Genomic DNA, 24,400 nt, shown 5'->3' on the forward strand with positions numbered 1-24,400 from the left:
GCGCGCGGTCTCCTGCGGAGACACGACGCGGAGTGACTGCGTCACTCCCAGTGCCGCGGCGCCGCTGCGCGGCGCTCGGCTGACTACCTGAGGGGCAGTCACCTTCGGTGTCTGCGGGGTGGTGAGGTGAGTCGAGGAGTGCGGGTTGTGGGGTGGGGCTGGTATGTGGTTTGGCGCCTGCCCGCGGCGGGTTGTGGTGTGGTAAGTAAGATGTATTTCTTGGTTGTTGATGGGTTGTTGGGTGACGGGTTCAGGATGCCGATCCCTGCGGGATCGGCCAGCACGGGATGCTTTCACTTCGCCCCTGGAAGACTCCAAGAGGCGTCTGGGCCGCTCAGCCGGCGCTCAGGAGTTCCCTCGGTCCACGAGAGGAGTTGTCACTCTAAGTAGAGTGCGGCAGTGTATCCCGATCTCAAGTGGTCTATACCAAAAGTGATCATGCGCGGCGTCCTCAGAGTGGACGTGCGATGTTCCGAAGCCGGAAGAGCATGCCGAGACCACAAAACTGCGCCCGCCATCAACCCCCACCACCAGACAGCCACATGACGAGAACGCAAAAACCGCACCACCAAAGCCTCCTGGTGCCACATCACCACCCCCTACACAAGGCACATAAGACAACCCATCACCCATGCCGAGCATCGCCCCTCTCAAAGACTAAGACGAGCAAGAAGCACGGGGCCTGCGGCCCCGCACCCCACAGGTCGCACAGGACGTCGAGGCGCCGCGGGCTACAGATGAACCGGGCGACGACAGGAGTCCCCCGCAAGACGGGGCAAGGCCGCCACCACCGGGGCGCAGCCGGGGCCCGTGGCTGGCAGCGCCGGGCTGGGGTGCAGGGTTGTGGCCGGCCCTGAGGGGTCGTGCACCCGACGGGCTCCGCGGTACCCAGACCCGCAGAACAGCGAGAGCTGCAACGGGCCAGGGCAGGGCGAGAATAGGGGCGTCAGGGACTTCAAGCTGCGTATGCAGAAAACGAAAACACCCACACCCACCGGACCTGCACGTATGCGGAAAACGCAAACCCTGGAGAGCGATCCCCGGAAGATGCGGAAGCCGCATACGGTGACGAAGAACGACCAGCCGCAGGCCGGCCACACGCACCCCGGTACGTACAGACAACCAACCGTGAATCCCAGTCGCTCCCGTCACTCACACCCCGGCCCCCTCCCCCACCAGGCCCGCCTCAAGGAACAGGACCAGAGCAGCCCACTCTGGAGGGCGGTGAGATCCCGTCGTTGAACACGCCAGTGCGAGAGCAGACAAGCGAGTCGGGCCGAAGGCTTACGGGCCCTACATCGCCTCGAGTCAGCAGGACGGCGAAAGGGAGGAGGGCCGCGGCTAGCATCCGGCCAGGCGCAACCACCGCTCGTAGCCGACAGTCTCGAAGCTCGGGTGTGGACCTCGGCAATGGCCCCGGCGTCGATCGGCCAGCCACCGCCACACCGTCCGCTCCGACACCCCCGCCAGCTCCGCCGCGATCCGCACATGCAACGCGGTCAGCGTCCCCTCCCCGTCCACCGCAAGCAGCCGCCGGACCACCGCACCCCGCGCCAACGACACACCCCCGGCCCGCGTCGCCCCAGCCGGTCCCGCCACGTCCTCGGCCACACCCGCCGTCTCGTGAACCGTCATACAGCCCAGCCCACCCGACCCTGCCCGCCCCTCCCATAGGAACAGCGAAACCCATGACAGCCAACAACCCATCTGCCAGCCATCTCACAACAGCAGCTTGGTCACCCCATGACAGCGACCACAACCCCCACCCCACACCCACTACCAGGACATCAACACCGCAATCCCGCTGACGCCCACCCACAGCCACCCCACCACCCACTCACACCACCCATGTCCGGGCCGCTCGACGGGGCCCAAAAGCGGGCCCAGCCCGGTCGACCGAGCACCTCCGGGCAGCAAACACCACGTCCTCGTCGACGGCCAGGGCATCTCGCTGGCGGTGTCGCTGACCGGCGGGAACCGCAACGACGTCACCCAGTTGATGCCCCTGCTGAACAAGATCCCGTCGGTCGCCGGCCTCGTCGGCCGACCCCGCAGACGCCCCGACACCCTCCTTGCCGACCGCGGCCACGACCACGACAAGTACCGCCGCCTGGTCTGGGCGACCGGAGTCAAACCCGTGATCGCCCGCCGCGGCGTCCACCGCTGGGTCGTCGAGCGGACGATCGCCTGGCTGCACGGCTTCCGGCGCCTGCGCGTCCGGTGGGAACGACGCGACGACATCCACGAAGCCTTCCTCGGCCTCGCGACCTGCCTGATCACCCACCGACACGTCCAACGCCTTTGTTAGGAGCTCTAAGACGAACCCACACATGCCCCACTCCCCCGCGCCCGCCAGGGGCGTCCAGCGCCACCCGCACGCCCACCAGGCCCGGCATACAGCACCGAGCCACGACCGATGCAGAATCTCTGACCTCCGGGAAGAACAGGGCGCAGCAGGGTCCCGTGCGACGACGGGGCGGGAACCGGTACGTCCGGCTGCCGGGCAGAAGGTGGCCTGCCCACCCTGGACCACGTGGCTGGCTGCAGGACACGGCCACGGTGAGCCTGCCCACACAAGCTCTCAACCCGCCCATCCACCTGGGACAACAGCCTGAGAGGCTCACAGGCCCCCGCTTGCCCACACCCCCACACCACAAAAGGGCCGGGGCCGCGGGCAGCGGCTTCCGCAGGCGCAGCAGGCCGCCAGAGGTACCAGGAAACAGTGCGGCGTGCAGGGCGCGCTTCGCCCGGGGGGTAGACCTGGCCGACCGGAGCGGGATGCAACGGCCCACAGAACACAGGCGCCCCGGCGCGGAAACCGGCGGGGGCGGAAACCGGCGGCTCTCCTGGTTGGCATAGAAGCAATCGCGGGCCGTTGTCCCCGGGGTAGTAATCCTCGACCTCGGGAAACACTCCCTGCGTATGCAGAAAACGCAAACCACCCGTATGCGGACCCCACATCCCCCGCTCCCCCGTCCACCATCCAGGCAAGAACAGGCAGGACCAGGCCCTGCGGGCCTGAATCACACTCCCCAAACCTCAGGGCCATGGAGAGCCCGCCACAAGGCACAAGAGGGCGTCGGGCCGGTTCCAAGGCCGCGTCAGGAGCCCCGCAATAAGGGGGCAGGACATCCCCGGGGGGCCGAAGTGACACCCCCGGGGTGCAGCAAGGAGGCAGGGGCCGGGTCAGTGAGTCAGAGACCGGGGGCTGAGTGTGAGGAGGCAGGAACGAGACGGCCGGCCCGACACAAGAATCGCGGGCGAGTGGAGAAGCGGCGAGGAAGAACGGCACAGGCACCAAGCCTGAGCCCCGGGGCGTATATGCGGAAACCGCATAAGAGGAGCAGCGTCCAGACACCCGGCACAGTCGGCGCACGATAGAACCACCCCCCGCGAGGCGGGAAGCAGCACCCCTCGGCACGCAAGGCGTCGTGGGCGTGGGGGCCATCCCCACGGATGCGGGGAGCAGTACGAGACCGTACCGGCCTTGCGCTGGATCACGGGACTATCCCCGCAGGTGCGGGGAGCAGAGTCCGGGGCCGGGAGCCTCGGACTGTAGCCGGAACGAGTAGGGGTCATCCCCGCGCAGGCGGGGAGCAGTCGAACACGGAGCAGAGCATCGACTTACCGGCCAAGACGTTGTTGCCAGGGCCATCCCCGTGGGCACAGGGAACAGACGGTACGCCAGATCCGCAGCAGCTCAGGCATGGGACCATCCCCACGGGCGCGGGGGGCAGTTCGGTCTTGGGTCCGAGGGTGACCTCGGCCAGGGACCACCCCGCGAGTGCGGGGAGCAGCTTCTCTCCGCCGACCATGACGCCGGCGTACGGGGCCATTCCCGCGAGTGCGGGGAGCAGACTGTGTGACCTGCGGCTTTACGGTGCGCTAGATCTGTTCCGCATCACTTTCCCCGAAACCCCTAAACCGGTCAAAACTCTCAACTCGACCCGTGCACACAAAGAGCAGTGGCTTTGCGCCGGCCTCCGCCTGTCACTCTTCGCCGGAGAAGCGTTCCCACGCAGACTGACGAGTGATGCCGAAGGTCTCGCCGATCCGCGTCCAGGTCACCCCACGTCGCCGCAGTTCCTGAACCCACAGGCGCAGCTCAGCCTCGGCTCGGTCGATTTCCGCGGCGACACGAGGGAGATGGTTCAAGATCTCTTCGTCCGTCATGGAGATCCAGGCGCGGATACCCTGCGCCGAAGGCTCCCCGATCGTCCCGGCAACGATCCGCTCCGCCAGTGCCACGCACTCGCCGCAGATGTAGACACCGGGTCCCGAGACCAGCTTGCCGACCTCGGAGCCCGGCTTCCCGCAGAAGGAGCAGTGGGTGGGGTCCTCGGACTGTGCAGTGACTGACATGGCGACCTTCCCGTTCTGTCAGGGTTCCCCTGACAGAATATGGACGTCAGGGGAACCCTGACAAGACAGTCACCCGGCTCACACCCCGGCCGCTACAACCCCTAAAAATGAAGGAGATCACCCCCGGAAGAGCAAAAACCACCCCCCACACAAACAGGGAACAAGCCGAGTTCCTTCTTCTCCCACTCGGTCTGCGGGAACCACCCCCGCGCGTGCGGGGAGCAGCGGAGGCTGCTCAGGTAGGCGTCGAAGAGCCGGGGGCCATCCCCGCGCGCGGGGAGCAGGGTGACACTCTCGCCCGGTCCATCCAGGCGATGGGGCCATCCCCACACGAGCGGGAGGCAGTCGGTCAGGGTAGTTCCCGGATCCTCGGTGACAGGTCCAACGCCGCGAGCTGCCGGCGTCAGGGCCGCGGCCGCGGGGGCACGCTCCGCTGTCAGCGGTGTGCTTGAAGCCGGATGGAGAAGTGAGTCATGCCGGTGGTGAGTGTTTAGGACGGGCGGGGGCGAGTAGGCGGGGGGCAAGACCAATCCGGTTGCTTCACGAGGAGGTCCCGATGTCGGGCACGGAGAAGAGCAAGGCCCATACCGAGCAGGCCAAGGGCAAGGTCAAGGAGACCGTAGGCCGCGCCGTCGGCAACGAGCGCATGGCCGCCGAAGGCCGCGCCGACCAGACCAAGGGCCACGCACGCCAGGCCAAGGAAGACATCAAGGACACCTTCCGGCATTAAGCCACCCCACATCCCGTAGGGCCCCGGCCACTCCCCCGGTCGGGGCCCTACGGGTTTTCAGAGCGTGTCGGCGCGCCGTGACGTGAAGAAGTCTCCGAATACAGCGCCGGCCAAATAGCGGGGGACAGGATGTGAACCTGTGTCGCCAGGTTGGGACCATCCCCGCACAAGCGGGAAGCAGACTGCGTGACCTGCGACTTTACGGCGCACTGGTCTCGCCTCACACCACTTTCACCGAAACAGACAAAACACCCACACCATCAACTCGCCCGCACAAGCGGGAAAACCGGCCGGCCGAACCTTTCCCCCGACGCAGCTCGCGGCTTCTTCACCGGCCATGAGATCACGGTCAACGACTACGACCTCGGACCTGGGCGAAGAGAAGCAGTTCCAGACCTCAGGATCCTTACCGTCAGCCCGGGACCACGAGCCGATAGCCGGGCCTACATCACCGTCGGCTGCTGGCCCACGGTCGAGATGGACGGTCACGGCCTCGTGTTTGCCCTTACCGCGCTCGGCCGCGACGAACGCTTCGCTGATCTCCTGGCCATGACTGCCTACTATCACGCCGATCACCACCTCGATCTCGAGCACAGCCTGCCCATCGGGGAGCCGTAGCTGCCCGGGTCCCACTGCGACCACCTGCTGATCAGCCTTCCCTACCTCCACGGCCCTGACCTGGAGCACTGCCCCCTGCCCGACGGCGATGCCCGCATCCTCTGGGTTCTGCCGGTCACCGCAGCCGAGATGGCATACCGCCGGCAGCACGGCCACGAAGCCCTTGAACAGCTCTTCGATGAGCACGCGATCGTCCCGACCGACCCAAGGCGCCATCCGTGGTCTGACCTCGCGAGGGCTTCTGGATGCAAGCGGCAGCCACGGAGTCCTCCGGCGCCGTCAAAACTCGTCGACATGTCGGGGCACAGTGATCACCGACTGCCTCCCAAAGCCGTCGACAAACGCTGTCCGTTTTCGGTTCTGGCACACATTCCGTAAGGGCAGTGGTCAGGAGAGCGAGGCATCGGTGTCGTCCCATTTCCACCCGGTTTGAGGGAACTGATCCAGCAGGGCGGAGAGGGACGCTGCCTGGTGGATGGCCGATGACCAGTCTTCCGCGGAGACGTCGAGTGTCACCAGAGGCGGGGTGTCCTGGCGGAAGTCGTAGGCAAGCAGCTCGCGACTTCCGTCTCCGCCGATGACGACGGCGCCGGGGAAGCACTTCTGGAATTCGCCTGCCTCGTTGATGCCGATGAGCTCGTCCAGCTCGTCGATCACCAGGAAGTCGTCAGCGGGAGGAACGAACTGACTCAGACTGCCTGTAGTGCTCAGGAAGTCCCGGTAGTCCTGGGGAAAACGGACTCCGAAGTGGTGCTCGACCTGCACGATCCGGTCATCGTTCGAACTCATGAGGCAGTTCTATCAAGGGCGGAACGGGTGACGGTGGCCGGCTTGTGCTGCGGTGAGGAGGACACGTTTGCGAAGTAGGGGGAGCTTGGCTCATCCGAACATCTGGCGTTTGATCATCTTGATGTGGTTGACACAGCCCTCGACGGGTCCGGATTTCCAGCGGGTGCTCAGGCCCTGGACGACGGCGTCCCAGTCTTTCTCCAGACTGGTGGCGAACGCGTGCAGCCGGGGCAGGTCCGCGGTGCGGGTGGCGGTGATCCAGTTCTTGAGGTGTTGGCCGGAGCGGCTTTGAAGGATCTCCGCGAAACCGCGGACGTGCGCGTGAAGGGCCTTCATCTCAGGGCAGCGGGCGAGGACAGCGGCGAACTGCTCACGTTCCTCGTTGCCCAGGCGCTCGGGGTGTCGCATCATCCAGCCGGTGACCCGGCGGATTCCCGGTGGCGGGAGTGGGACGACGCGGATGCGTCGTCGGCGCCTCGATCGCAGGTAGTCACTGATGATCTGGTAGCTCCCGCGATAGCCGAGGGCTTGGAGCTCGGCATGCAGCTGGATGGCGTTGGTGTGGCCTTCGGCCCAGCGTTTGTCCAGGTGGGGCTTGTAGGGGTCAAGCCGGCTGGGCCGGGGCTGGTGGCGTCCGGTCAGCAGCTGTTCGGGGACTGCCGCGCGGGCGTTGCGGCGGACGGTGTTGCCGCCGATGTGCAGTTCTCTGGCGATCTCGCGGATGCCGTGCCCCTGGGCCAGCAGGGCGTGGATGGCCGCATGGCGCTCTCGGATGCGGGCCTCGATCGGCGGCATCGCCTTCGTCGCATCCAAGGTGTCGCCATCGTCCGTCGGGCCATCAGGGCTGGTGACGGCCGTCTTGAAGCATTTGCTGTGGAGCCGGATGCTGGCTTCGACGGCGGTGCCGAGGTTCTGCCAGAGGTGGAACCGGTCGGCCACCTGGACCGCCTTGGGGGCACCGGTGTGGGCGCCATCGGCGTAAGAACCGGCCCGGTCACGGCAGATGATCTCGGCGCCGGGATGCTCGCGCAGCCAGCCCGCCAGGGCGGCGGCGTCCCGCCCGGTAAGCAGGTCGAAAGGCTGACCAGTCTCGCAGTCAATGAGGACGGTCCCGTAATGATGCCCGCGGCGGGTGGCGAAGTTGTCGACCCCCAGGACTTTCGGGACGGCCCACACGGGATCGGGCAAGGCCATGATCGCCCGCAGGAGCGTTGTCCGGCTCACCTTATGCGCAGGGCGGCTGCCAGACGGGCACCGGCGCGACCGGCGAGCGCGACCGCGACCGCCTCCAGGAGACGCCGGGAGGAGGGGGTTCGACGCCCATAGCGAATGGTCAGCCCTTCGACCTGTTCAGCGAACGTACGGCGCGGGCAAGCGGAGTTCTCGCAATACAGACGTCGCACCGTCAGTTCGATGACGACTGGCCGATCACCGACTGGCGTGTCCTCAAGGCGTCTCTCGTACACGCTGTGGACCCGATTGGACACTGCCGCACACGCGGGGCAAGCGACTCCGATCGGCTGCGTTCTCGCGACCAGGCGGACCACCCCGCACTCGAAGAACACGCGCTCCAGCAGCAACGCTCTGACATGCGGAAACAGGTCACCAACGAGGTCATGACACCGCACCACGGTCCCAGATGATGCGGCATCACCGTGGCGAAACCTTGTAGATCGTTCTCACGGAATGTGTGCCAGAACCCCGTTTTCATCAGCGAAACCATCCTCGCCAACCTGAGGCGCAAAAGCGGCCTCGGGAAGAACCCCGAGCGGGCCGCACTGCGCGCGGCGCAGCTGACAGCGATCGACCCGGACTGGGACTGCCCCTGGCCACTGGACTGGTAACGCCACCACCGCGTCCTCACCGACCTCGCCACCGACGAACCCGGCGGCGTCCTGCCCCACATCGCCCCGGGCGTCGTCTTTGACGGCGACGGCATCGGCAGGTGGCTAGAGCGGCAGAAGAACCCGGTCACCTGGGCGCAACTGTCGACCGAACAGCAGCAGCGGCTGTCGAAGCTGGGCGTGCAGCCCGACAAGGCGCCCTCTCCCGCCCCTGCGGCCAGCTGCGGGGCGAAGGGGGCCAAGCAAGGCACAGCAGGCGTTCCAACGCGGCCTGACCGCCCTCACGCAGTGGGTGGAACGGGAAGGCGCCCGCCGGCCCGTACCCCGCGCCCACGACGAGGAGATCACCGTCGACAGCCAGACGGAACCGGTGCCTGTGAAGCTGGGTGTATGGGTCTCCCACACCAAAACCCGACGCGACAAACTCACCGCGGAGCAACGCGACGCGCTCCGGGAACTCGGAGTTGAGTGGTATGAGTGCGGCGGGCTCCGGGGAGGAACGGGCATTCATCTCCGCAGGCGCGGGCAATAGGCTTCTTGACCTGCGGCTCTAGGCGAGGCAAGGCGGTTGGGGAGGCGTGCCGCTGGGGTCAGTGACCGGGGCGGCCGGCTCCGGCCACTGCCTTGTGGAGGGCGGAGGTCAGGACCGCGGCGAGACCGGTCGCGGCCACGCTCCCGATCATCACCATCCCCACACTGATCACGAACAGGCCACTGGCGTCGTCCGACCAGTCGTAGGCTGCGGCCAGGGCCAGACCGCCGGAGGTGCCCAGCGCCGCGGCCACGACGTGCCCCCGGAACGCCGCCCAGCACACCGGTACCAGCAGACCCAGCCCCAGCCCGATCACCTGCCACGCCTCGTAGGGGCCGGTCGTAGAGCCGTCGGGGTGTACGTCACGGTGCTGGTCCCACCCCAACCAGACCGCCCACATCACCACCGCCACACCGGCAAGCAGCACGGTCGTCATCGACAGGGGAACGGGATTGCGCGGTTCGTTCGTCATGACCCCAGCCTCCCGGCAGCCCCCCGCCCCACGTCAGAGTACGGATACTCACTCACACCCGAGTAGGAAGCGGGCACGTGGAAAGTCCCTTACCACCAATAGGTGCCCACTCACGTGGCGGGGCCAGGAGCCGGGCGGCAGGTGCCGGCACCCGGCATCAGCTGGTCTTCACCGACCGGCTGGTGGCCACGCTGATCCATCTGCCGCCCGATCTCCCGCTCTCTGTCCTCGCCCTGCTGTTCGACGTCGACCACTCCACCGTCACCCGGGCCGTAGGGGAGATACGGGCCCTTCTGGCCGAGCGAGGATGTGCGGTCCCCGAACGTCCTGGCCTGCGGCTACGGACCCTCGCCGATGTGTTCGCCTATGCCCAGGCCGAGGGCATCGAGCTGTGGCTTTGTCCACGAGAACGGGCTCTGGCACAACTTCTGTGGACCCGTGGCAGCGGTTGCCGACGACCAGATAAAGATTCGTCCGCAAAGAACGGTGTCTCTACGCTTGGTCAGAGCGGGAGTGCGCGCATTTCCGCAGGCTGCGGTGCCGTGGCAGAGCGGTCCATTGCGATCGCCGTGGGCGAGGTCCCTCCCACGGCGAGTGACGGAGACGGGGCGGGCCTGCTCCCATCTGTCTCGCGGGTTCAAATCCCGTCGGCACCGCAGCCGACCAGGACGCAGTAGGGCGTACGGACCTGCCGCCTCGCGCCAGGTCCACAGAAGTTGTGCCAGAACCGGTTCTCGCGAACAAAGCCACAAGCCCGGCTGATACGCCGTTAACCGCCGAAGAGTGCCGAGGCGTCATGCGCTCGCCTGCGTCCCCGCGCGCGGTCTTTCCGAGCAGGGCTCTGTGTCAAGTTCTACGCTGCCCCACGCGGGCTGCCCCCCGCGCGTCGGGCCGACAGTGCAGACAGGGCGCCCGGGGCCTCCTGCGACGAGGGTGCCCGAGAGCGGTGTGAGCGCTGCTGACTCGGGTAGCCGGGTCGGCATGTTCAGACACCGACGTGTAAGGGTTGCGTGCGTCCTGCTGGTCAGCTGGGGAGCGCTGACGGCCATGGAACGCTGGGCGGAGCACGCCACATGGCCAAGGGCCATGTTGAACGGACTGCTGCTGGGGTGCGTGGTGGCGGGTACGTGGTGGTTCGTCGAGATGACACAGGGGCGATCGCCACGAAGGAGGGATCCATGCCCCGTTCTCTCGGGGCGTGCCGACATCCAACCGGAGCAGGAGTCAGCACCTGAGGGTTGTGCAGAGAAGGGTCTCAGGCGTGCTCGGTGATCCCGCGTCGGCGAGGCACTGAGCGCGAGAGAGGGGTGAGGGCGCCTTGCCGAGTGCAGGGGCCTCGTACCGACGAACAGACGATGTGGAGATCGGGTCCCTGGTCAGAGGAGCGGCTGCATCGACCGCAGCCGGTCGGCGATGTCATACACCGACAGCCGCAGTCCTCGGACGTCGCGGATCAGCGTCTCCCACGGCTCGAAGGCGTCGTCGACACTCGCTCCGGAGGCCCGGATGTACGCCACCGCCACGCCGTAAGCAAAGAACGCGTTGCGGGCCGGCAGTGGCCGCAGCAATACCAGGGCATCCAGCAGCGCCGCGGCGCGCCAGTAGGCATCAGGCTCACCGGCGTCGAGACCGGGGGTGTTCGCCTTGTGCCGTGCGACGGCGGCCACCAGGCCCGACCAGTCACGGACGCCGAGCTCCTTGCCGAGGATTTCCTCCTGGCGGTCGAGAAGCCACCGGAGGTCAACGTGCAGTTCCAAGGTCAGGCCGCCCGGCGTGCAGCATCTTGGGGAGCTGGGGCGTCGTCGGGGAACGCGGTATCGAACGCCTCGGCGATGCCCGGCCTCCCAGTGACCTCACGGAACACTGCGGTCGCCCGGGTCAGCTTCAAGTGGTTCTCCTCCTGGACGGCCAGGTCCGCCAGGAACGCACGCAAGCTCATACCGTGCGCCTCGGCGACGGCGGCCAACCGGTCTTTAGTCTCGGAGCTGACCTTCACTGTGGTGTCTGCCATGCCTCCGAGTATGCACCGACAGGCACCTTCATGAATACCGGTTGGTCGTGGGCTGTGTGACCGACAGCGGGCCCAGCCGCAGAGGATCTACAGCGGTGTCGTTGCTGTCGGCGGCCGGGAGGCGGGCGGTGCCCGAGCTTCTTGATCAGGGGGACTCGGTGCGCGTCGCGGCGAGGTCGGCCGTCCGGGCCCGGTCGGCTGCTCGGCGGGGATCCGGTGGGCCACCTCCAGCCGGCCCGAGACGACCGACAGGTCGAAGTCGTTCACCGATGAGACAGCGCCCTTCACCAGCAGCTCGCCCGCGCCGGGCTCCGGGGTGCCGAGCTCGGCGACGGCGCGCGGCACATCGGGGATACCGGTGGCCTCCACTTCGGCCTCTACGCCAGGCTGGGGGCGTAGGCCAGGGTGATGCGGGCCGGAATGCGCTTGCCGACCGGTTCGTGCTCGATGAACAGCTCCTCGCTGACGGCCTTGATGATCTCCCTGCAGTGCTGACCCACACGGCCCGTCCCGGCGGCCCGGGCCGCCGGGCCGCCGGGCCGGCGGGCCGGCGGGCCGGCGGGTGCGCTGTCCCAGACGACGACGTCCACGCGGCTGGCGCTGATGCGCAGCTCCATGCGTACGGGTCTCTGCCCCGGGTCGTGACCGTCCCACCTGCCCTAGCATGAGCACGACGTAGCGGTGGCCGCCTTCGTAGAGGAACCGGGAGCGGGTGACCCGGGCGGCGACGGCTTCGGCGACGTCGTCGGGGGTGCCCTGGAAGCGGGTGATCTGCTGCATGAGGGCGGCCGCGAACACCGGGGTCTGGAGGAAGCCCGGCGGCACGTTGGACAGGTAGACGCGGCAGTGGCGGGTCTACTCATGGAGGGCGAGCCAGTCCTCCTGGACCTGGCGCATGCCGTTGCGGTGCAGCCGGCGCCACTCCATGTACATCGAGTCGACCGCGCGAGCGGCGGCGATGAGGTCGTCGACTTGGTCGTCCGCGCCGCACGCCGCGCCCCAGGTGCGGATGTCCACGTCCGAGGGCGCGGCCGCGCCCTTTTGGATGCGGGTGGTCTTCGCGGAGTGCCAGCCGCACCGGGCGGAGAGTTCCTTCCCGGTGAGGCCGGCGTCCTTGCGCAGGTGCGTGAGCCGGACGGCGAGCGCCTCGCGGGCCGCCTGTGCGCTGGACGAGGGGGGCGGTCGTCATGAGGTGCAGGGCCCTTGGGTTGTACGTCGGTCAGATGCGGTAGTCGGCGTGGTCGGTGGCCAGGTCCCACACGGCGCGGAACGCCTCGGCACACAGCTTGATGGCCTGCGGGTCGTCGGTGTGGTCGGGCTCGAGGGCCTGGCCGTCGCCGGAGAACAGGTTCCAGCGCACGATCCGGTCGTCGATGAGCCAGAAGTCGTTGCCGGGCAGGGCGAGGGTGGAGGCGCGGCGGCGGGGCAGCCAGCGGACCTGTTCGCCGGCGCGGCAGTTGGCGTCGGTGATGGCGTGCTCGAAGCGGAGGTAGTCGGTGACGGGCTCGGATACGATCCGGGCCCGGCGGGCCTTCACCCCGCGGGCGACGGAACGTTCCACCAGCGGCAGCCAGCCGCTCCAATACTCCGAGTCGTCCGCGGGCACGCTCCCGTCCCGCAGGAACGCCTCGAAGACCTCGCGCTCCTCCCCCACGGCGTACACGTCGCGGAGCTCCAGGTGCGGGGCGTGGTGCTGGGCGGAGTCGAGCAGATCCTCAAAGCTGGGTGCCGACGGCCTCTGCGGCATCGCACGCCCTCCTGCTCTGCTCCACCATGCTGAGCGGGATCCGGACGATCCCTTCGTCGTCCGCGGGCGGACTGTCCTGACGGCACGCGGCCCGGGTCGACGCGTCGGCTAACTTGCCCTGCAGAACCAGTTCCGGGCCCTGGGCGGTCTCGGTGTCCACCCACACCGCCGGGCAGTTCCCTCCGCCCGAGTTCGGGTCCGTGCCGAAGAAAAGTAACGCCATGATCCTCTCCGAGGCGAGGCGGTGGCGCGTAGTTGCGCATCTGACCGTCCCGCGCGCAGGGCCCTTGGTCAAGACGGGGCCCGGGCTGCCATCGCGCCGGGGCCTCGTGCAGGTCGACGACGACACCCTCGACCGCTTCGAGGCAGTCTTCAGGAAGCTCACGGCCTGAACCTACACACGGTCGCGGGTTCACCAACCAGCTCCTGCCCGTCGGGTCCGCCAACGCGACGGGCAGGAGCTGGTGTTCATGGGACCAACGGGCCCGGGTGCTACCTCAGGCTGTGACGCTCGCGGCGGCCCCACTCCGAGTCTGCGAGGGCCGCGAGGTACTGCTCGGCATTCGAGGACGGCCTGGCAACCGGAGCCGGCGGCCGTGCTGCTGGCAGACACCGACGGGCACGTCAGGGACCGAGCGCGAAGGTACGTCCAGGAGAGACGGCTGCCCGAATGGCCGCATCCCACGATGCCGCTGGGGCCGGGCGGGTACAGTGTTTCGCCGTTGTCGCCGGAGTGCTCTGCGTCGGCAGGGCGGCCGGGCCGGCAGGGGCAGCGTCAGAAATACTGCTGCACATGAATGATTCCCCACCCGCCGACAGGCCCGGCAAGCTCGGTCTGTCGCGACGGCTGGTCCCCATGACCGGTCGTGACCCGGAAGAGCACGGCCGGACCGCCTCGCCGCTGGAGCTGCTGTTCGACCTCACCTTCGTGGTCGCCGTCGGCACGGCGGCGTTCCAGTTCGCCGAGATGGTCGCCGAGGGGCACGCCGGCCAGGCGGTCATCGCGTTCGTCCTGGCGATGTTCGCGATCAGCATCGCCTGGATCAGCTTCAGCTGGTTCGCCTCCGCGTTCGCCACCGACGACTGGCTCTACCGGGCCGTGACGATGGTGCAGATGATCGGCGTCGTGGTGTTCTCGCTCGGCCTGCCCGCGATGTTCCACTCCGTCCAGGAGGGCGGCCACCTCGAACTGCGTGCCATGGTCATCGGCTACGTCGTGATGCGGATCGCGATGGTGCTCCAGTGGTGGCGTGCCGCCCGCCAGTCCCCGTCGTTCCACGACGTGGGCATGGCCAACATCCGCTGGACGGTGATCGTCCAGGCCGGTTGGATCGTGGTGGCCTTCGTGCACATGCCGATCGGCGTCGCCTTCGCCGCGTTCGGTGTCCTGGGCGCCCTCGAACTCGTCCTGCCGGTGCTCACACAGGGCTCCGCGGGCGGCACCCCCTGGCACCCGCACCACGTCGCCGAACGGTACGGACTCTTCGCGATCATCGTCCTCGGCGAGGGCGTCGTCGGTACGGTCGCCTCTTCCGGAGACCTCCTGGGGGGCGGGGACGGCACACACTGGACCTGGAACGCCGTCGCCGTCGTCATCGCCGGTGTCGGTCTGACCTTCGGCATGTGGTGGATGTATTTCCTGACGCCTTTCGGCGACATCCTGGTGCACCGCCGCAGCCGCGGATACCTCTTCGGCTACGGCCACATCCCCCTGTTCATCGGCGTTGCCGGGGCCGGCGCCGGGCTGCACGTGGCGGGCCTCTACATGGAACACCACGCCAAGATCTCCGGCATCGCCGTCGTCCTCGCCCTCGCTCTCCCCGTCGGCCTCTACATGCTGATGGTCTACCTCCTACACACCCTGCTGCTGTCCACAGCAGACCGCTTCCACATCCTTCTGGTCGCCCTCACCATCGCCGTACTGCTCGCGGCAGTCCTCCTGGCCGCCGCCGGTGTGGCCATCGCGGTGTGCCTGCTCGTGGTCATGCTCGCGCCCTTCGTCACTGTGATCGGCTACGAGACGGTCGGCCACCGTCACCAGCAGCAGATGCTGCAAGAACTGGGTGCGCAGTAGGCAGGGCGCCATCATCACCGGACACCGCAGCGGACCATCAACGCGCCCGATATGGGTGGGACGGATCCCACCCCTCACGGATGTGTCGAGAGACCGGGCTCTCCCCGTTCCGTAGTAAGGAGTATGGAGAGAAGTTCGGCTCGCTCTGCCTCGTCCCTTAGGCCTGCCGGCCGAAGGAACGAGCTCGGCGAGGACGGAAGAGCCGATGACGGTGGCAACTTGAGTAGGCTGGACGGTTGCTTTCAGCGGGGGACCGGAGGTACTGCCGGAGGTGTGCCCCCCAAAAAAATCAGGCACCGCCCATTTCTGCAGGTCACCCCTTGTGGGCAAGCCGGGCCCGTGTGCGGACACCTCACAGGCGTCGGGCCTCCGCCAGCGGCAGGATCCGTACCTGCCAGGAGCCGCTCGCCTCCAGCCGCAGGCGAAGCCGCCCCTGCTCGAGGACGGAGGTGATCACCCGTCCCCGGAAGTCCTTCTCCGTGGTGCTGACGAGATAACGCCCCTTGGCGTTGGACTCGTCGAGGGGCCACAGACCCGTGTAACCGTCGCCCTTCAGGGTCAGTTCGACCATGACGGGGCCGTGCGGGAGATCCGTCACGGTGATCACGTCGTTGTCCCGGCCGGTGACGGTGCGCGGCTTGAAGACGGGCCCGCACGTCCAGGCCGACGGGTCGGGCTTCGGCGCGGCCGGGGAGGACGCCGTCAGGGGCGCCTGGTCCGGTGCCTCGGCTCTGGCCTGCTTCTGGGCCAGGGCCAGGGCCCGTATCTGCTCCGGGGTCATGTCCAGGATCTGGTCCCCGGTGAGGCGCAGACCCTGAGCCGGGGCCTCGGCCGGGGCGGCGGGCGGAGCCTGGGCCTCGGCCGGGGCGGGCGTCGGGATCCGTTCCAGGACCTCCTGTGGATCCTCGTCCACGTCCACCCCGTGGTCCGCCGCAAGGCCCGTCAACCCGTCCACTTACCCCCGGCCGATCGCGCGGAACTTCCAGCCGCCGGACCGGCGGTACAGCTCCGCGAGGACCATCGCCGTCTCGCCGCCCGCGTCGGCCACCTCGTACCCCACGACCGTCGCGCCATCCGGCCCGAAGACCTCCACGGACAGCCCGCGCACGTCCCGCAGCGCGTCCTCCTCCGTCGATACGACGACGAGGACGCAGGTAATCTCCTCCTCGACCGAGGTGAGGCCTGTCTCCAGCCACACCGTGCCGTCCTCACCGGCGGACAGCCGTACCGCCCCGGAGGGGTGCGCCGGAGCGCCGTCGAACACGATGTCGGCGTCCCCCCGACCCTGCCCTGTTCCGTCACGAGCAGCGCCGCGACGTCGACGCCGTTCCGGACGGCGACGCGCAGTGCCGCCGTCGGGACGAAGGCGTTGTCTCCCTTGATCAATCCCCTGAGCATGAGCGGATCTTGCACACCGGCGTGACACCGGCTGCGGCTGGTCGTTGAACAGGACGGTCAAGCGAAGTGCACCGAGAGGCCCCGGGCGTCATCGCCCGGGGCCTCGTGCTGTCGGCGCCGGCCCGGCGGCCGCCGTCGACGAGCTGGTGCGCGGCCTGCTCGGCCAGTTGGCCGACTGGCAGCAGTCGATCGGCGAGCTGGGCCGCGCGCTCACCACGGCAACTGAAGGCCGACCGCTACCCGGCTGGTCCACCGACGCCGGCCGCACCGAGGACATCGGGTGGCGCCAGGCCCGCACCACGCTGCTCGAGGCCGTCGCACGCCACCACCACGCTCACCTGCTCGCCGCCATCGTCGAGCTCGGCGGTGAGCTGGAGCTCCCAGCTACCCATAACGGGCGTTTCAGGGGCGCGGCCGTCCCAGAAGGCTGCGCGGTCACCGCCGCCGGCCGCCGCCGATGCGGCGGTCGTCGGCCAGTGCGGTCAGCGGGCCGAACTCGCAGGCAAGCTCGTTCCACGTCAGAACCTCGCCACAGCGGTCCGGGAACTCCTTCGGGTTGAACTCGGGCATGGTCCAGGTGCCAGTGCCCCGGTCCCGCAGCCACAGGTCCCCGTCACCGTCGACCACAGTCGGCGGGACCGGAACGGGCTCGGCCTGATCGGTGGGCTCCCAGGTGACCCGGCCCGGGTGGGAAACGCGGCGCAGCTCGGTGGTGGCCAGCCGCGCGGCCAAGTCACGTGTGGACTCTTCGGCGTCCTTGACCGACTCGAGTCGGAATGCGTCGTCAAGTACGGGCAGGGCTGGATTCTTGCTGCGCTTTGAACTCATACGCTGACTACCTCCGGTGAGGGGCGCCACATCCGTTATGGCACCCCGTAGAGCAACACGGTATCCGAGGCGGGAGCCGGGCCAGGCCTCCTCCGCTGGAACGGTCAGCAAGCCCGCCGACGCTCAGGAAGATGTTCTGCGCCAGGTCAGCGACTTGTTGGGTGAGACGAGGAAGGCACTGGACACGCTGACGAAGTAGCTGGAAGCAACCGTCCAGCCCACCGTCCAGCCCCGCTCGGTACCACCCTCTCCGGGGCGAGCGCGACGTCCAGGCGGTCCAGCCGTTCGTAGAGAGCGCGAACGAGACGGGCGCGGTTCTGGACGCAGCGCACGGTGCCCTCGATCGTCGCGGACAGCCGGCCTTCTGCCTCGCGCAGGACGACGTCGGCGAGCGCCCGGGGCCGCTGTCCTTGGGCAGCTGGGCGGCGCGGCGGCGGACGTCGGAGGCGAGCGCGCGGGCGTGGCCGGTGAGCTGGAGGGCGACCTGCTCCAAGTCGCGGGTGCTGAGCGTGTCCTCGCCGGTCCACGCGAGAACGGCCTTGACGAGGCACTCGTACGGTTCGCGATCGAGCGGGAGCCCGGCTTCGATCCACTTCGGGAACAGCCACCGAGCACACCCCTGCCGTCCGCAACAGTGCGGTCCCAGGGCACCTCACCGTGCGGGCACGCGCCGCACCACCTGGCCCTGTCCCTCCGCCTCCAGTAACGCCATGGCGGTGGGCGTGGCCGTCCTCTGCACGATCCGGCGCCGCCCGGCACACGGTCCTCTTCCACCCGGGCACCACGGGCCCGCACGGCGAACGGCCCGCACCCTCACCCGGTACAGGCCGTTCATCCACCCAAGAGCCCGCCGGAAGGGGGAGTACGGCAGGCCCTGCATCTCCAGAGCGGTCCCACGCGCTCACCACCCGCATGCCCCCGGCACCGTGATCCACACCCCCGGCCTTCCCGGATCCCGGGGCCGTACCGCCTACCGCCAGGTGGCCGCGTCCGAGTCGATGCCGTAGGCGCGGGCGCTCGCGTCCACGACCGTGCGGAACCACGCCGCGAGACCCGGGCGTACGCCGTCGTAGTGTGCGGCGAAGCCCGGATCCGACGCGTACGTGCGGGCCAGGCAGACCTGCATCTGCCTCGTCAGGGGGAAGTACGCGGCGAAGACGGCGCGGTGGCGGTCGACGGTCAGCAGCAGACCGCGCTCGTGCGCCTCGATCATCTGGTCCAGGCCGGCGCCGAGCCGCTGGAGCCGCTCGACGCGTTCCGCGACCTGGGCGCGCTGGGTGCGCAGCGCGGCGGGGACATCGGTGTCGGCGTCGTCCAGGACGGCCTGGATCCGGTCCAGGCCGAGGCCGATCTCGCGGTAGACGACGACGCGGTGCAGGCGTTCGAGATCGGCGGCGGTGTAGAGCCGGTACCCGGCGCCCGTACGCAGCGAGGGCCGGGCTAGGTGTATTGACCCGCAGCGGGCCCAACTTCGCTACATTCGAAGACCCCTTGGGCCGTGGATCGGCAGGGCTCTGATGTCGAGGGGATGTTTACCTGGGCGAGATCGGCGAAGACGGTGAGCTGACACAGTGTTTACGTGACGAAGTGGAGAGGCACTATGGGCATCATCGCGTGGATCCTCATCGGTCTGATTGCCGGCGCCATCGCCAAGGCCCTGATGCCGGGCAAGGACCCCGGCGGCATCATCATCACCATGCTCATCGGCATCGCCGGCGGCCTGCTCGGAGGCTGGCTCGGCAAGGTCATCTTCGGCGTCGACTCCGTCGACGGCTTCTTCGAGATATCCACCTGGATCGCCGCGATCGTCGGCTCTGTCATCCTCCTCGCTCTCTACCGCCTCATCACCGGCAACCGCCACACCCATCGCCACGCCTGACACACCGAAGGCACAAACCCCACAGCCCCGAACGGCTCCCTCTCCTGTTTCGACAGGGACGGGAGCCCTCGGCATGTACAGCCCGCCGAATCCGGTGGACCGTCCGCGCTCGGCTTTGAGCTTCTTCCCTCTCCCCGTCGGCCCCACCCGATCCCGCTCCCGTCCAGTGCCGACGCTCCCGCCGTACTACGCCAAGCTCCCCGAAAAGCCAGGTCGCGGCTGCTCAGGCTCTGGAATCCGTAAGGCTGGCGGGTGTTGTCCGGGATCAGCCGGGAGACGTCATAGACCGCAGGGAACAGGCTGGCGGCCAGGAGCAGGAGCTGCAGGGGCTGGTTGCGAAGGTTTGCCACTCTTGCCCTGTAGTGCGGGCTGCCCCTTAGGGGCGGGGCTGAACAGCAGGCGCAGGCTGGCTACGTCGGTGAAGGACGTGTGTTCCAAGTCCCATAGCAGGTCGGTGGCATGGGGCGGCAGCCGGTCCACAGCCGTGCGCAGTGAGGTCAGTGTGTGGGAGTCGATCTCCCCATGCGGGGTGATGCGGGCGGTGGTGTCGGTCATGCTGGGCGTGCCCCCTTCCGGGGGTTGATGAGCCCACAGACGAAGCACCCCGGATTCGAGGAGGAGGGTGACGACGATGGCGGGATTCGGGTGCCCGCAGTGGGGGCAACTCCCACATCCCCGAGGCCGTCGCCCATGGTGCCGGCCGGCCTCGTGTCCTTCCGGCGTCCCACACCCGCCCTCGTACACGAAGCAGTGAGCGTTTTCAGCGTGGTCACTGATCGGGGGACGGCGATGAGATCGAGGTGAGGGCCGCGCCGAACGGGCCCCTGGCCTGCTCAAGACTCCGCGCGAACATGATCCAGAGTTCGTCCTGCTGGACGGGACACTTGCCGAGTGCGACCGCGTCGGCGACAGCCGAGCCGACTCCTCGGCCGGACACCGCCGAGACGGCGTAAACGCCCAGGTCGTCACCGGCCCCGCCGGCGAGGTCCTGTGGATCTCGCCGGCGCTGCCGGGCCGCACCCACGACCTGACCGCGGCCCGCACCCACCGCATCATCCGGATCTGCGAACGTCAGGGCGTCCCGATCCTCGCCGACCGCGCCTACCAGGGCGCCGGTCCCTGGGTCGCCATCGGACTCAAACGGCCACCGGACGGTGAACTCACTCTCACCCGGCTGCCGAGAGGTCCCGCCAGCGTGTGGTCGCCGGCGGGCACCCGGAGGGCGAGGAGCCTTACGTCGAGCCCCGCGACGCGCGTAAGTGGAGCGATGAAGACTGCCGCCTGGAGTGATCACTGTGTGGAGGCTCTGCGGACGGGTAGGGGTCAAGGGATGGGAATCCTGACGGCGCTACGCGATGGCGATCACCGACTGACCCGGTGGATGGCTGCCTGGGAGTCCGACTGGGCCCGCCGGCTCCTGCCGCCGGTTGAGGAAGCAGCCGAGCACACGAAGCTGTGGTGGGCTGCCGCTGTGATCATGGCGGCCGGCGGCGGATGGAGGGGGCGCAAGACCGCAGTCGCCGGGATCATGAGCATGACAGCGGCGGAACTCCTCTCCAACGGGGTCGCGAAACAGCTTGTGGAGCGGCGCCGGCCGCCGAAGGAGTGGATTCCGCACGACGATGTCGAGGACCGGCCCGACAGCTCCTCCTTTCCCTCCGGGCACACCGCTGCCGCCGTCGCGTTCACGGCCGCAGTCGCGCCCTCCTGGCCGTGGGCGGGTGCGGCCTGCGCCGTACCGACGGTGATGGTGGCCGTCGAGCGGGTCCACAGCGGCGCGCACTACCCCTCCGACGTCGCCGCCGGCGCCGCCATCGGCCTGACCGCAGCCGCTCTCGTCCGGGCAACACCCCGCCTGCTCATCCGCGCCTGGAGATGACTCGACTCGCAGGCGGGTGACCGGCTGCCGGCGGGGTAGGCGCGCCGTGACACCAGCGTGCACATTTAAACCAGGGAGGGGTCTGCCATGGCGGCTCGTTTCGAGGTCCGGCACCAGTCCGGTAAGGGCTATCACTTCGTTCTGATCGCAACGAACGGGCAGGTCATCGCGACCAGCGAGCACTACGAGACCCACCGGACCTGTCTGGATGGCATCGACTCCGTCAAGCGCAACGCCGACGCCCCCATCCAGGACACCACCGGTACCGATTCGGGCCGCTGACCGGCGCGGCACCGCACAGGCGATACGAGTGGCGGCCATCGCGCCATAACGCACCAAGCATGCAGAGAAGGTGAAGAGTAGATGAGCGCCGTTGGACGGCACCCGAGCCACGGCAGCGGTACCGATACCCAGGAATCGGTGGGCGACCTTGTTTCACGGGCGCCGCAGCAGATTTCGGAGCTGGTCCGCGAGAAGATGCAGCTGGTCCGGGCGGAGATGGCGCAGAAGGACAAGCGCTTCGGTGTGGGCGGCGGCCTGGTCGGCGGGGCCGGCCTGGTCGGCATCCTCGCCGCGCAGGCTCTGGTCGGTGCGTTGATCGCGGCTCTCGCCCTGCTCCCGCCGGTCTGGACCTCGGCTCTGATCATCGCCGCCCTGCTGGCGGCCGTCGCAGCCGTGACGGCCGCGGCCGGGAAGAAGCAGATCACCCAGGCCGGCACCCCCGCACCCCCACAGGCCATCGACAGCGTCAAGGCCGACGTGGCCGAGATCAAGGAGGCCGCACACCGATGAACACTCCTTCCCAGGGCGGCAAGGAATCCGCGCCCACTCCCGAGGAACTGCGCCGGCAGGTCGAGCACACCCGTGATGAGCTCGGGATGGCCGTGGAGGCGCTGGCGGCCAAGGCCGACGTCAAGGCGCAGGCCAAGGAGAAGGCGGCCGAGATCAAGGGGCAGGCCGCCGAGAAGGCCACCCTCGTCGGTGACCAGCTCCGGGAGAGGGCGGCGCATGCCGCTCAGTTGGTCAAGGACAAGACCCCCGATCCGGTCTTGGACAAGGCGGCCCACGCCGCGGCGCAGGTACACGAAAGTGCGGCACGTGCCGGACGGCTTGCCGCCGAGAAGACCCCGGATCCGGTCCGTGAGAAGGCGGAGTCGGCGGTGACTACGGCGAAGGCCAACCGAACTCCCCTGATCGCCGCGGCCGTCGCGTTCGTCGTCTTCCTGCTCCTGCGTCGCAGCCGGAGGCGCCGGTGAAGGAATCCAAGATCGCCTACAAGCCGGCCGGTCTGGCGCTGGGCGCCGCGAGCGGCATGATCGTCGGCGTGGCGTTCAAGCAGGGGTGGAAGATGATCGGGCACGACGACGATGCCCCGACGCCACCGATGAGGACCGCACCTGGCAGGAAATCCTGATCGCCGCAACCTTGCAGGGTACGGTCTTCGCAGTCGTCAGGGCCGCCGTCGACCGGGCTGGTGCCGCCACCACCCGGCGCCTGGCCGGCACGTGGCCCGGCTGAACCGCCCAAGGCCGGCGTCGGCCTCGCCTTGAGGGCCGACGCCGCCAGACCTCTGTAGCCCGAAAGCGATGGAGGAAGTCGTGGCCGCGCACCCCCGGCTGCACGCCTTCGCAGCCGCCGCTCTCACCACCGCCGTGCTGCTCGCCCGCTGGTGGGCCACCCGCGCGGTCCGCGACGCCCACGGCGCCAGCGCCGCGAAGGCACCTTGGCGACGCGCAGTGCACCCGCTGGCCGGAGAGTGGGTCTCCGAGCGTGTGGCCGAGTTGCATGCCTCCTTCCTGGACCCGGTCCTGAAGGAAACCGACGCCCACCTTGAGCAGTACGGGAACAAGCTCACCGCCCTTTACCCGCACCATGAAGGTGAGCTCCGCCGCAGCTAGAAACCAGGCATCACCCGCAGTCCGTCAAGAGCCGTTGGTCAGCAGCGCATCACCGCGTCAGCAGGCGGGCCAACCGGCAGCGTGCCGGCATCCAGGCGGGTACCGCTCGCTGCTCGGGGCACACGAGACCTCATGCACGGACAACACGCGCGTCCCACGAGCACTCTGTTCGGTCCATCCCCCACGGCCCAGATGCCTCCCGCTCCAGCCGGCGCCAAGCACTCTCGCCGCGGCCGGAGCACCGGCCGTCTGCGCCGCCGGATCCTCGCATACCGGGCGATCGACTTCCTGTCCACGCATCTCCCGGACCACTCCGGCCCTGGCGAGGAGTGCCTGCTCCTCGTCCACATCCGCCAGGTCGTCGGCCAGGTCCACTACCGGATCTGCACCGATTGTGCCCAGGGTGTCATCACCGCCATCGAGATCGACGAGCGTTTCCATAGCACCGGGTTGGGCACTCGGGCGCTCTCGCACCTGCGCTCCCGCCACCCAGGCCTTGTCTGGCGCAGCACGCTGAGCATGCGCACCACCCGCGATCTCCTGCGCCGGATGCGCATCCCCGCGATCACGGCTGACACATCCTGTCCCCACGCGCCGACACTGTCTGCCCCGACGTTCGTCAGCGGCTGAGAGCGCAGCCGAGTTCTGCCTGTAGACCTCGAAGAACCTCAAGGAGGAGAAGGTGAAAGGCTTTCGCAGCTTCGTCCTGCGCGGCAACGTGGTCGACCTGGCCGTCGGTATCGTCATCGGGGCGGCGTTCACCGCGGTGGTGAACGGCTTCGTCGGCGCCTTCCTGACCCCGCTGGTCGGACTGGCCACGGGCGCCACCGGCGACATGAGCCGCAAGACCTTCACCGTGGGCGCCACCGAGTTCCCCTACGGCGCGTTCATCAACGCGGCGATCAGTTTCGTCTTGCTGGCCAGCGCCCTGTACTTCCTGGTCGTGCTCCCGATCAACAAGCTGCACGAGCGCCTCGCCCCGCACCACGATGTCCAGGCCCCCAAGCGGGACTGCCCCGAGTGCCTCAGCCCCGTCCCGGCGCAAGCCAGGCGCTGTGCTTCCTGCACCGTCCCCCTGCCTACCGTACCCGCCCAGGCCGGGGAGTCCACCCAGCGCGCCGGATGACCGCGGTTTCCAGTGATCGGTCCGCAACAGCTCGGACCGCTCTAACGCTCCGTCAGGCCACCAGTTGGGACGGGAGACGTGTGCCAGCTGCCACCTGCTGGTTCCGGCCGCGGCCTTCCCGGGTCTTCTCCTGCTGATGCGAGCGCTTCTGCACGCGCGGGCGGGGCAGGTGCACAACAGGTAGAACGCCCTCCAGGGGGAGGAGCCATGGCC

30 protein-coding genes, 1 tRNA gene and 6 pseudogenes are annotated in these 24,400 nt (G+C 68.5%); 18 read left to right on the plus strand and 19 right to left on the minus strand.

The genetic code is table 11. The annotated features are described in order from the left end of the window. Window positions 1-1,844 precede the first annotated feature (1,844 nt). Window positions 1,845-2,308: pseudogene (locus AC067A_RS34385) on the plus strand (transposase); the annotation flags it as partial. Between the two features lie 1,682 nt (window positions 2,309-3,990). On the opposite strand, the gene AC067A_RS34390 reads toward AC067A_RS34385, so the two are convergent. Further along, complete coding sequence (locus tag AC067A_RS34390; RefSeq protein ID WP_479247137.1) at window positions 3,991-4,362, minus strand: ClpX C4-type zinc finger protein; 372 nt, start codon at window positions 4,360-4,362, stop codon at window positions 3,991-3,993. 556 nt (window positions 4,363-4,918) lie between these two features. On the opposite strand from AC067A_RS34390, the gene AC067A_RS34395 reads away from it, so the two are divergent. Then, window positions 4,919-5,092 (plus strand): CsbD family protein, encoded by a 174-nt coding sequence (locus AC067A_RS34395; RefSeq protein WP_078905605.1) that lies wholly within the window; start codon window positions 4,919-4,921, stop codon window positions 5,090-5,092. A 678-nt stretch (window positions 5,093-5,770) separates the two neighbouring features. Then, window positions 5,771-6,088, plus strand: a complete 318-nt coding sequence (locus AC067A_RS34400) for a suppressor of fused domain protein (RefSeq protein WP_479247243.1) — start codon at window positions 5,771-5,773, stop codon at window positions 6,086-6,088. 9 nt (window positions 6,089-6,097) lie between these two features. Here AC067A_RS34400 and AC067A_RS34405 read toward each other — a convergent pair whose 3' ends face one another. The 3 genes from AC067A_RS34405 to AC067A_RS34415 all read right to left on the minus strand — a co-directional run bounded on the left by AC067A_RS34405 (window position 6,098) and on the right by AC067A_RS34415 (window position 8,130). Further along, a complete protein-coding gene (locus AC067A_RS34405) occupies window positions 6,098-6,499 on the minus strand; it encodes an SMI1/KNR4 family protein (protein ID WP_479247139.1) in 402 nt (133 codons plus the stop codon). A 90-nt stretch (window positions 6,500-6,589) separates the two neighbouring features. After that, entirely contained in the window at window positions 6,590-7,693 is a 1,104-nt protein-coding gene (locus AC067A_RS34410; RefSeq protein ID WP_479247141.1) for an ISL3 family transposase, read from the minus strand. Between the two features lie 26 nt (window positions 7,694-7,719). Next, window positions 7,720-8,130, minus strand: coding sequence for a transposase family protein (locus tag AC067A_RS34415; RefSeq protein ID WP_479247142.1), 411 nt, complete (start codon window positions 8,128-8,130; stop codon window positions 7,720-7,722). A 505-nt stretch (window positions 8,131-8,635) separates the two neighbouring features. Here AC067A_RS34415 and AC067A_RS34420 point away from each other — a divergent pair. Continuing rightward, a complete protein-coding gene (locus AC067A_RS34420; RefSeq protein ID WP_479247143.1) occupies window positions 8,636-8,875 on the plus strand; it encodes a hypothetical protein in 240 nt (79 codons plus the stop codon). 58 nt (window positions 8,876-8,933) lie between these two features. Here AC067A_RS34420 and AC067A_RS34425 read toward each other — a convergent pair whose 3' ends face one another. After that, window positions 8,934-9,347, minus strand: a complete 414-nt coding sequence (locus tag AC067A_RS34425; protein WP_479247145.1) for a hypothetical protein — start codon at window positions 9,345-9,347, stop codon at window positions 8,934-8,936. Window positions 9,348-9,424: 77 nt separating this feature from the next. On the opposite strand from AC067A_RS34425, the pseudogene AC067A_RS34430 reads away from it, so the two are divergent. Together AC067A_RS34430 and AC067A_RS34435 are read left to right on the plus strand one after the other, a co-directional pair. After that, window positions 9,425-9,745, plus strand: a pseudogene (locus AC067A_RS34430) (transposase family protein); the annotation flags it as partial. 138 nt (window positions 9,746-9,883) lie between these two features. Further along, window positions 9,884-10,003, plus strand: a tRNA-OTHER gene (locus tag AC067A_RS34435). Window positions 10,004-10,723: 720 nt separating this feature from the next. Here AC067A_RS34435 and AC067A_RS34440 read toward each other — a convergent pair. From AC067A_RS34440 to AC067A_RS34470, 7 genes and pseudogenes are all read right to left on the minus strand, one after another. After that, window positions 10,724-11,104: a toxin Doc gene (locus AC067A_RS34440; RefSeq protein ID WP_479247146.1), complete on the minus strand. Its 381-nt coding sequence runs from the start codon at window positions 11,102-11,104 to the stop codon at window positions 10,724-10,726. Window positions 11,105-11,106: 2 nt separating this feature from the next. After that, window positions 11,107-11,358, minus strand: coding sequence for an antitoxin MazE7 (locus AC067A_RS34445; RefSeq protein ID WP_479247148.1), 252 nt, complete (start codon window positions 11,356-11,358; stop codon window positions 11,107-11,109). Window positions 11,359-11,445: 87 nt separating this feature from the next. Continuing rightward, window positions 11,446-11,727 carry a hypothetical protein gene (locus tag AC067A_RS34450; protein WP_479247150.1) on the minus strand — a complete coding sequence of 94 codons (282 nt, stop codon included), beginning with the start codon at window positions 11,725-11,727 and terminating at the stop codon, window positions 11,446-11,448. An 8-nt stretch (window positions 11,728-11,735) separates the two neighbouring features. Further along, the gene (locus AC067A_RS34455) at window positions 11,736-11,975 is read right to left on the minus strand and encodes an ATP-binding protein (protein WP_479247152.1); all 240 of its coding nucleotides are present in this window, start codon (window positions 11,973-11,975) and stop codon (window positions 11,736-11,738) included. A gap of 22 nt (window positions 11,976-11,997) precedes the next feature. Further along, a pseudogene (locus tag AC067A_RS34460) lies at window positions 11,998-12,534 on the minus strand (Scr1 family TA system antitoxin-like transcriptional regulator); the annotation flags it as partial. 43 nt (window positions 12,535-12,577) lie between these two features. Next, window positions 12,578-13,105 (minus strand): DUF6879 family protein, encoded by a 528-nt coding sequence (locus tag AC067A_RS34465; RefSeq protein WP_479247153.1) that lies wholly within the window; start codon window positions 13,103-13,105, stop codon window positions 12,578-12,580. Beyond that, window positions 13,074-13,328 (minus strand): hypothetical protein, encoded by a 255-nt coding sequence (locus AC067A_RS34470; protein WP_479247155.1) that lies wholly within the window; start codon window positions 13,326-13,328, stop codon window positions 13,074-13,076. Before AC067A_RS34470 ends, AC067A_RS34465 begins: the two co-directional genes overlap by 32 nt. Here AC067A_RS34470 and AC067A_RS34475 point away from each other — a divergent pair. Both AC067A_RS34475 and AC067A_RS34480 read left to right on the plus strand, forming a co-directional pair. Beyond that, window positions 13,327-13,497, plus strand: coding sequence for a hypothetical protein (locus AC067A_RS34475; protein ID WP_479247156.1), 171 nt, complete (start codon window positions 13,327-13,329; stop codon window positions 13,495-13,497). The two genes, AC067A_RS34470 and AC067A_RS34475, sit on opposite strands and share 2 nt — an antisense overlap. Window positions 13,498-13,898: 401 nt before the next feature. Next, window positions 13,899-15,179 carry a low temperature requirement protein A gene (locus AC067A_RS34480; protein WP_479247157.1) on the plus strand — a complete coding sequence of 427 codons (1,281 nt, stop codon included), beginning with the start codon at window positions 13,899-13,901 and terminating at the stop codon, window positions 15,177-15,179. A gap of 352 nt (window positions 15,180-15,531) precedes the next feature. Here the strand turns inward: AC067A_RS34480 and AC067A_RS34485 are convergent, their stop codons facing one another. The 6 genes and pseudogenes from AC067A_RS34485 to AC067A_RS34510 all read right to left on the minus strand — a co-directional run bounded on the left by AC067A_RS34485 (window position 15,532) and on the right by AC067A_RS34510 (window position 18,855). Next, window positions 15,532-16,092 (minus strand): hypothetical protein, encoded by a 561-nt coding sequence (locus AC067A_RS34485; protein ID WP_479247159.1) that lies wholly within the window; start codon window positions 16,090-16,092, stop codon window positions 15,532-15,534. A 42-nt stretch (window positions 16,093-16,134) separates the two neighbouring features. Beyond that, complete coding sequence (locus AC067A_RS34490; RefSeq protein WP_479247161.1) at window positions 16,135-16,443, minus strand: TerD family protein; 309 nt, start codon at window positions 16,441-16,443, stop codon at window positions 16,135-16,137. A 370-nt stretch (window positions 16,444-16,813) separates the two neighbouring features. Continuing rightward, window positions 16,814-16,969 carry a hypothetical protein gene (locus AC067A_RS34495; RefSeq protein WP_479247162.1) on the minus strand — a complete coding sequence of 52 codons (156 nt, stop codon included), beginning with the start codon at window positions 16,967-16,969 and terminating at the stop codon, window positions 16,814-16,816. 43 nt (window positions 16,970-17,012) lie between these two features. Beyond that, window positions 17,013-17,309: a hypothetical protein gene (locus AC067A_RS34500; RefSeq protein ID WP_479247163.1), complete on the minus strand. Its 297-nt coding sequence runs from the start codon at window positions 17,307-17,309 to the stop codon at window positions 17,013-17,015. A 242-nt stretch (window positions 17,310-17,551) separates the two neighbouring features. After that, window positions 17,552-18,009, minus strand: a pseudogene (locus AC067A_RS34505) (DUF6415 family natural product biosynthesis protein). Window positions 18,010-18,375: 366 nt separating this feature from the next. Further along, entirely contained in the window at window positions 18,376-18,855 is a 480-nt protein-coding gene (locus AC067A_RS34510; protein WP_479247245.1) for a MerR family transcriptional regulator, read from the minus strand. A 150-nt stretch (window positions 18,856-19,005) separates the two neighbouring features. Between AC067A_RS34510 and AC067A_RS34515 the strand changes: the two genes are divergently transcribed. Continuing rightward, the gene (locus AC067A_RS34515; protein ID WP_190156292.1) at window positions 19,006-19,284 is read left to right on the plus strand and encodes a GlsB/YeaQ/YmgE family stress response membrane protein; all 279 of its coding nucleotides are present in this window, start codon (window positions 19,006-19,008) and stop codon (window positions 19,282-19,284) included. Window positions 19,285-19,563: 279 nt separating this feature from the next. Here the strand turns inward: AC067A_RS34515 and AC067A_RS34520 are convergent, their stop codons facing one another. Then, window positions 19,564-19,839, minus strand: coding sequence for an STAS domain-containing protein (locus AC067A_RS34520; RefSeq protein WP_479247165.1), 276 nt, complete (start codon window positions 19,837-19,839; stop codon window positions 19,564-19,566). Window positions 19,840-20,095: 256 nt separating this feature from the next. Here AC067A_RS34520 and AC067A_RS34525 point away from each other — a divergent pair. From AC067A_RS34525 to mscL, 9 genes and pseudogenes are all read left to right on the plus strand, one after another. Next, a pseudogene (locus tag AC067A_RS34525) lies at window positions 20,096-20,458 on the plus strand (transposase family protein); the annotation flags it as partial. A gap of 207 nt (window positions 20,459-20,665) precedes the next feature. Continuing rightward, window positions 20,666-21,163, plus strand: a complete 498-nt coding sequence (locus AC067A_RS34530; RefSeq protein ID WP_479247167.1) for a phosphatase PAP2 family protein — start codon at window positions 20,666-20,668, stop codon at window positions 21,161-21,163. 87 nt (window positions 21,164-21,250) lie between these two features. Further along, the gene (locus tag AC067A_RS34535) at window positions 21,251-21,445 is read left to right on the plus strand and encodes a YegP family protein (protein WP_479247168.1); all 195 of its coding nucleotides are present in this window, start codon (window positions 21,251-21,253) and stop codon (window positions 21,443-21,445) included. 81 nt (window positions 21,446-21,526) lie between these two features. Then, entirely contained in the window at window positions 21,527-21,955 is a 429-nt protein-coding gene (locus AC067A_RS34540; RefSeq protein WP_479247170.1) for a phage holin family protein, read from the plus strand. Continuing rightward, window positions 21,952-22,419, plus strand: coding sequence for a DUF3618 domain-containing protein (locus AC067A_RS34545; RefSeq protein WP_479247171.1), 468 nt, complete (start codon window positions 21,952-21,954; stop codon window positions 22,417-22,419). The genes AC067A_RS34540 and AC067A_RS34545 overlap by 4 nt, the downstream gene beginning before the upstream one ends. Further along, window positions 22,416-22,681: pseudogene (locus tag AC067A_RS34550) on the plus strand (DUF4235 domain-containing protein). Before AC067A_RS34545 ends, AC067A_RS34550 begins: the two are co-directional and overlap by 4 nt. Window positions 22,682-22,761: 80 nt before the next feature. After that, complete coding sequence (locus tag AC067A_RS34555) at window positions 22,762-23,061, plus strand: hypothetical protein (RefSeq protein WP_479247172.1); 300 nt, start codon at window positions 22,762-22,764, stop codon at window positions 23,059-23,061. 192 nt (window positions 23,062-23,253) lie between these two features. After that, complete coding sequence (locus AC067A_RS34560; RefSeq protein ID WP_479247174.1) at window positions 23,254-23,691, plus strand: hypothetical protein; 438 nt, start codon at window positions 23,254-23,256, stop codon at window positions 23,689-23,691. Window positions 23,692-23,743: 52 nt separating this feature from the next. Next, a complete protein-coding gene (gene mscL / locus AC067A_RS34565; RefSeq protein ID WP_479247175.1) occupies window positions 23,744-24,187 on the plus strand; it encodes a large conductance mechanosensitive channel protein MscL in 444 nt (147 codons plus the stop codon). The last annotated feature ends 213 nt before the right edge of the window (window positions 24,188-24,400 follow it).

The sequence above is a fragment of the Streptomyces sp. NPDC043176 genome (assembly GCF_056436715.1).

Excerpts from the sequence above, each read along its gene's own strand:
- AC067A_RS34520 (WP_479247165.1), bottom strand. The coding sequence starts at position 19,839 with ATGACCGACACCACCGCCCGCATCACCCCGCATGGGGAGATCGACTCC.
- AC067A_RS34480 (WP_479247157.1), top strand. The coding sequence starts at position 13,899 with ATGAATGATTCCCCACCCGCCGACAGGCCCGGCAAGCTCGGTCTGTCG.
- AC067A_RS34405 (WP_479247139.1), bottom strand. The coding sequence starts at position 6,499 with ATGAGTTCGAACGATGACCGGATCGTGCAGGTCGAGCACCACTTCGGA.
- AC067A_RS34410 (WP_479247141.1), bottom strand. The coding sequence starts at position 7,693 with ATGGCCTTGCCCGATCCCGTGTGGGCCGTCCCGAAAGTCCTGGGGGTC.
- AC067A_RS34390 (WP_479247137.1), bottom strand. The coding sequence starts at position 4,362 with ATGTCAGTCACTGCACAGTCCGAGGACCCCACCCACTGCTCCTTCTGC.
- AC067A_RS34495 (WP_479247162.1), bottom strand. The coding sequence starts at position 16,969 with ATGGGTAGCTGGGAGCTCCAGCTCACCGCCGAGCTCGACGATGGCGGC.
- AC067A_RS34445 (WP_479247148.1), bottom strand. The coding sequence starts at position 11,358 with ATGGCAGACACCACAGTGAAGGTCAGCTCCGAGACTAAAGACCGGTTG.
- AC067A_RS34560 (WP_479247174.1), top strand. The coding sequence starts at position 23,254 with ATGCCTCCCGCTCCAGCCGGCGCCAAGCACTCTCGCCGCGGCCGGAGC.
- AC067A_RS34540 (WP_479247170.1), top strand. The coding sequence starts at position 21,527 with ATGAGCGCCGTTGGACGGCACCCGAGCCACGGCAGCGGTACCGATACC.
- AC067A_RS34465 (WP_479247153.1), bottom strand. The coding sequence starts at position 13,105 with ATGCCGCAGAGGCCGTCGGCACCCAGCTTTGAGGATCTGCTCGACTCC.
- AC067A_RS34395 (WP_078905605.1), top strand. The coding sequence starts at position 4,919 with ATGTCGGGCACGGAGAAGAGCAAGGCCCATACCGAGCAGGCCAAGGGC.
- AC067A_RS34475 (WP_479247156.1), top strand. The coding sequence starts at position 13,327 with ATGATCCTCTCCGAGGCGAGGCGGTGGCGCGTAGTTGCGCATCTGACC.
- AC067A_RS34530 (WP_479247167.1), top strand. The coding sequence starts at position 20,666 with ATGGCTGCCTGGGAGTCCGACTGGGCCCGCCGGCTCCTGCCGCCGGTT.
- AC067A_RS34535 (WP_479247168.1), top strand. The coding sequence starts at position 21,251 with ATGGCGGCTCGTTTCGAGGTCCGGCACCAGTCCGGTAAGGGCTATCAC.
- AC067A_RS34425 (WP_479247145.1), bottom strand. The coding sequence starts at position 9,347 with ATGACGAACGAACCGCGCAATCCCGTTCCCCTGTCGATGACGACCGTG.
- AC067A_RS34455 (WP_479247152.1), bottom strand. The coding sequence starts at position 11,975 with ATGGAGCTGCGCATCAGCGCCAGCCGCGTGGACGTCGTCGTCTGGGAC.
- AC067A_RS34545 (WP_479247171.1), top strand. The coding sequence starts at position 21,952 with ATGAACACTCCTTCCCAGGGCGGCAAGGAATCCGCGCCCACTCCCGAG.
- AC067A_RS34470 (WP_479247155.1), bottom strand. The coding sequence starts at position 13,328 with ATGGCGTTACTTTTCTTCGGCACGGACCCGAACTCGGGCGGAGGGAAC.
- AC067A_RS34515 (WP_190156292.1), top strand. The coding sequence starts at position 19,006 with ATGGGCATCATCGCGTGGATCCTCATCGGTCTGATTGCCGGCGCCATC.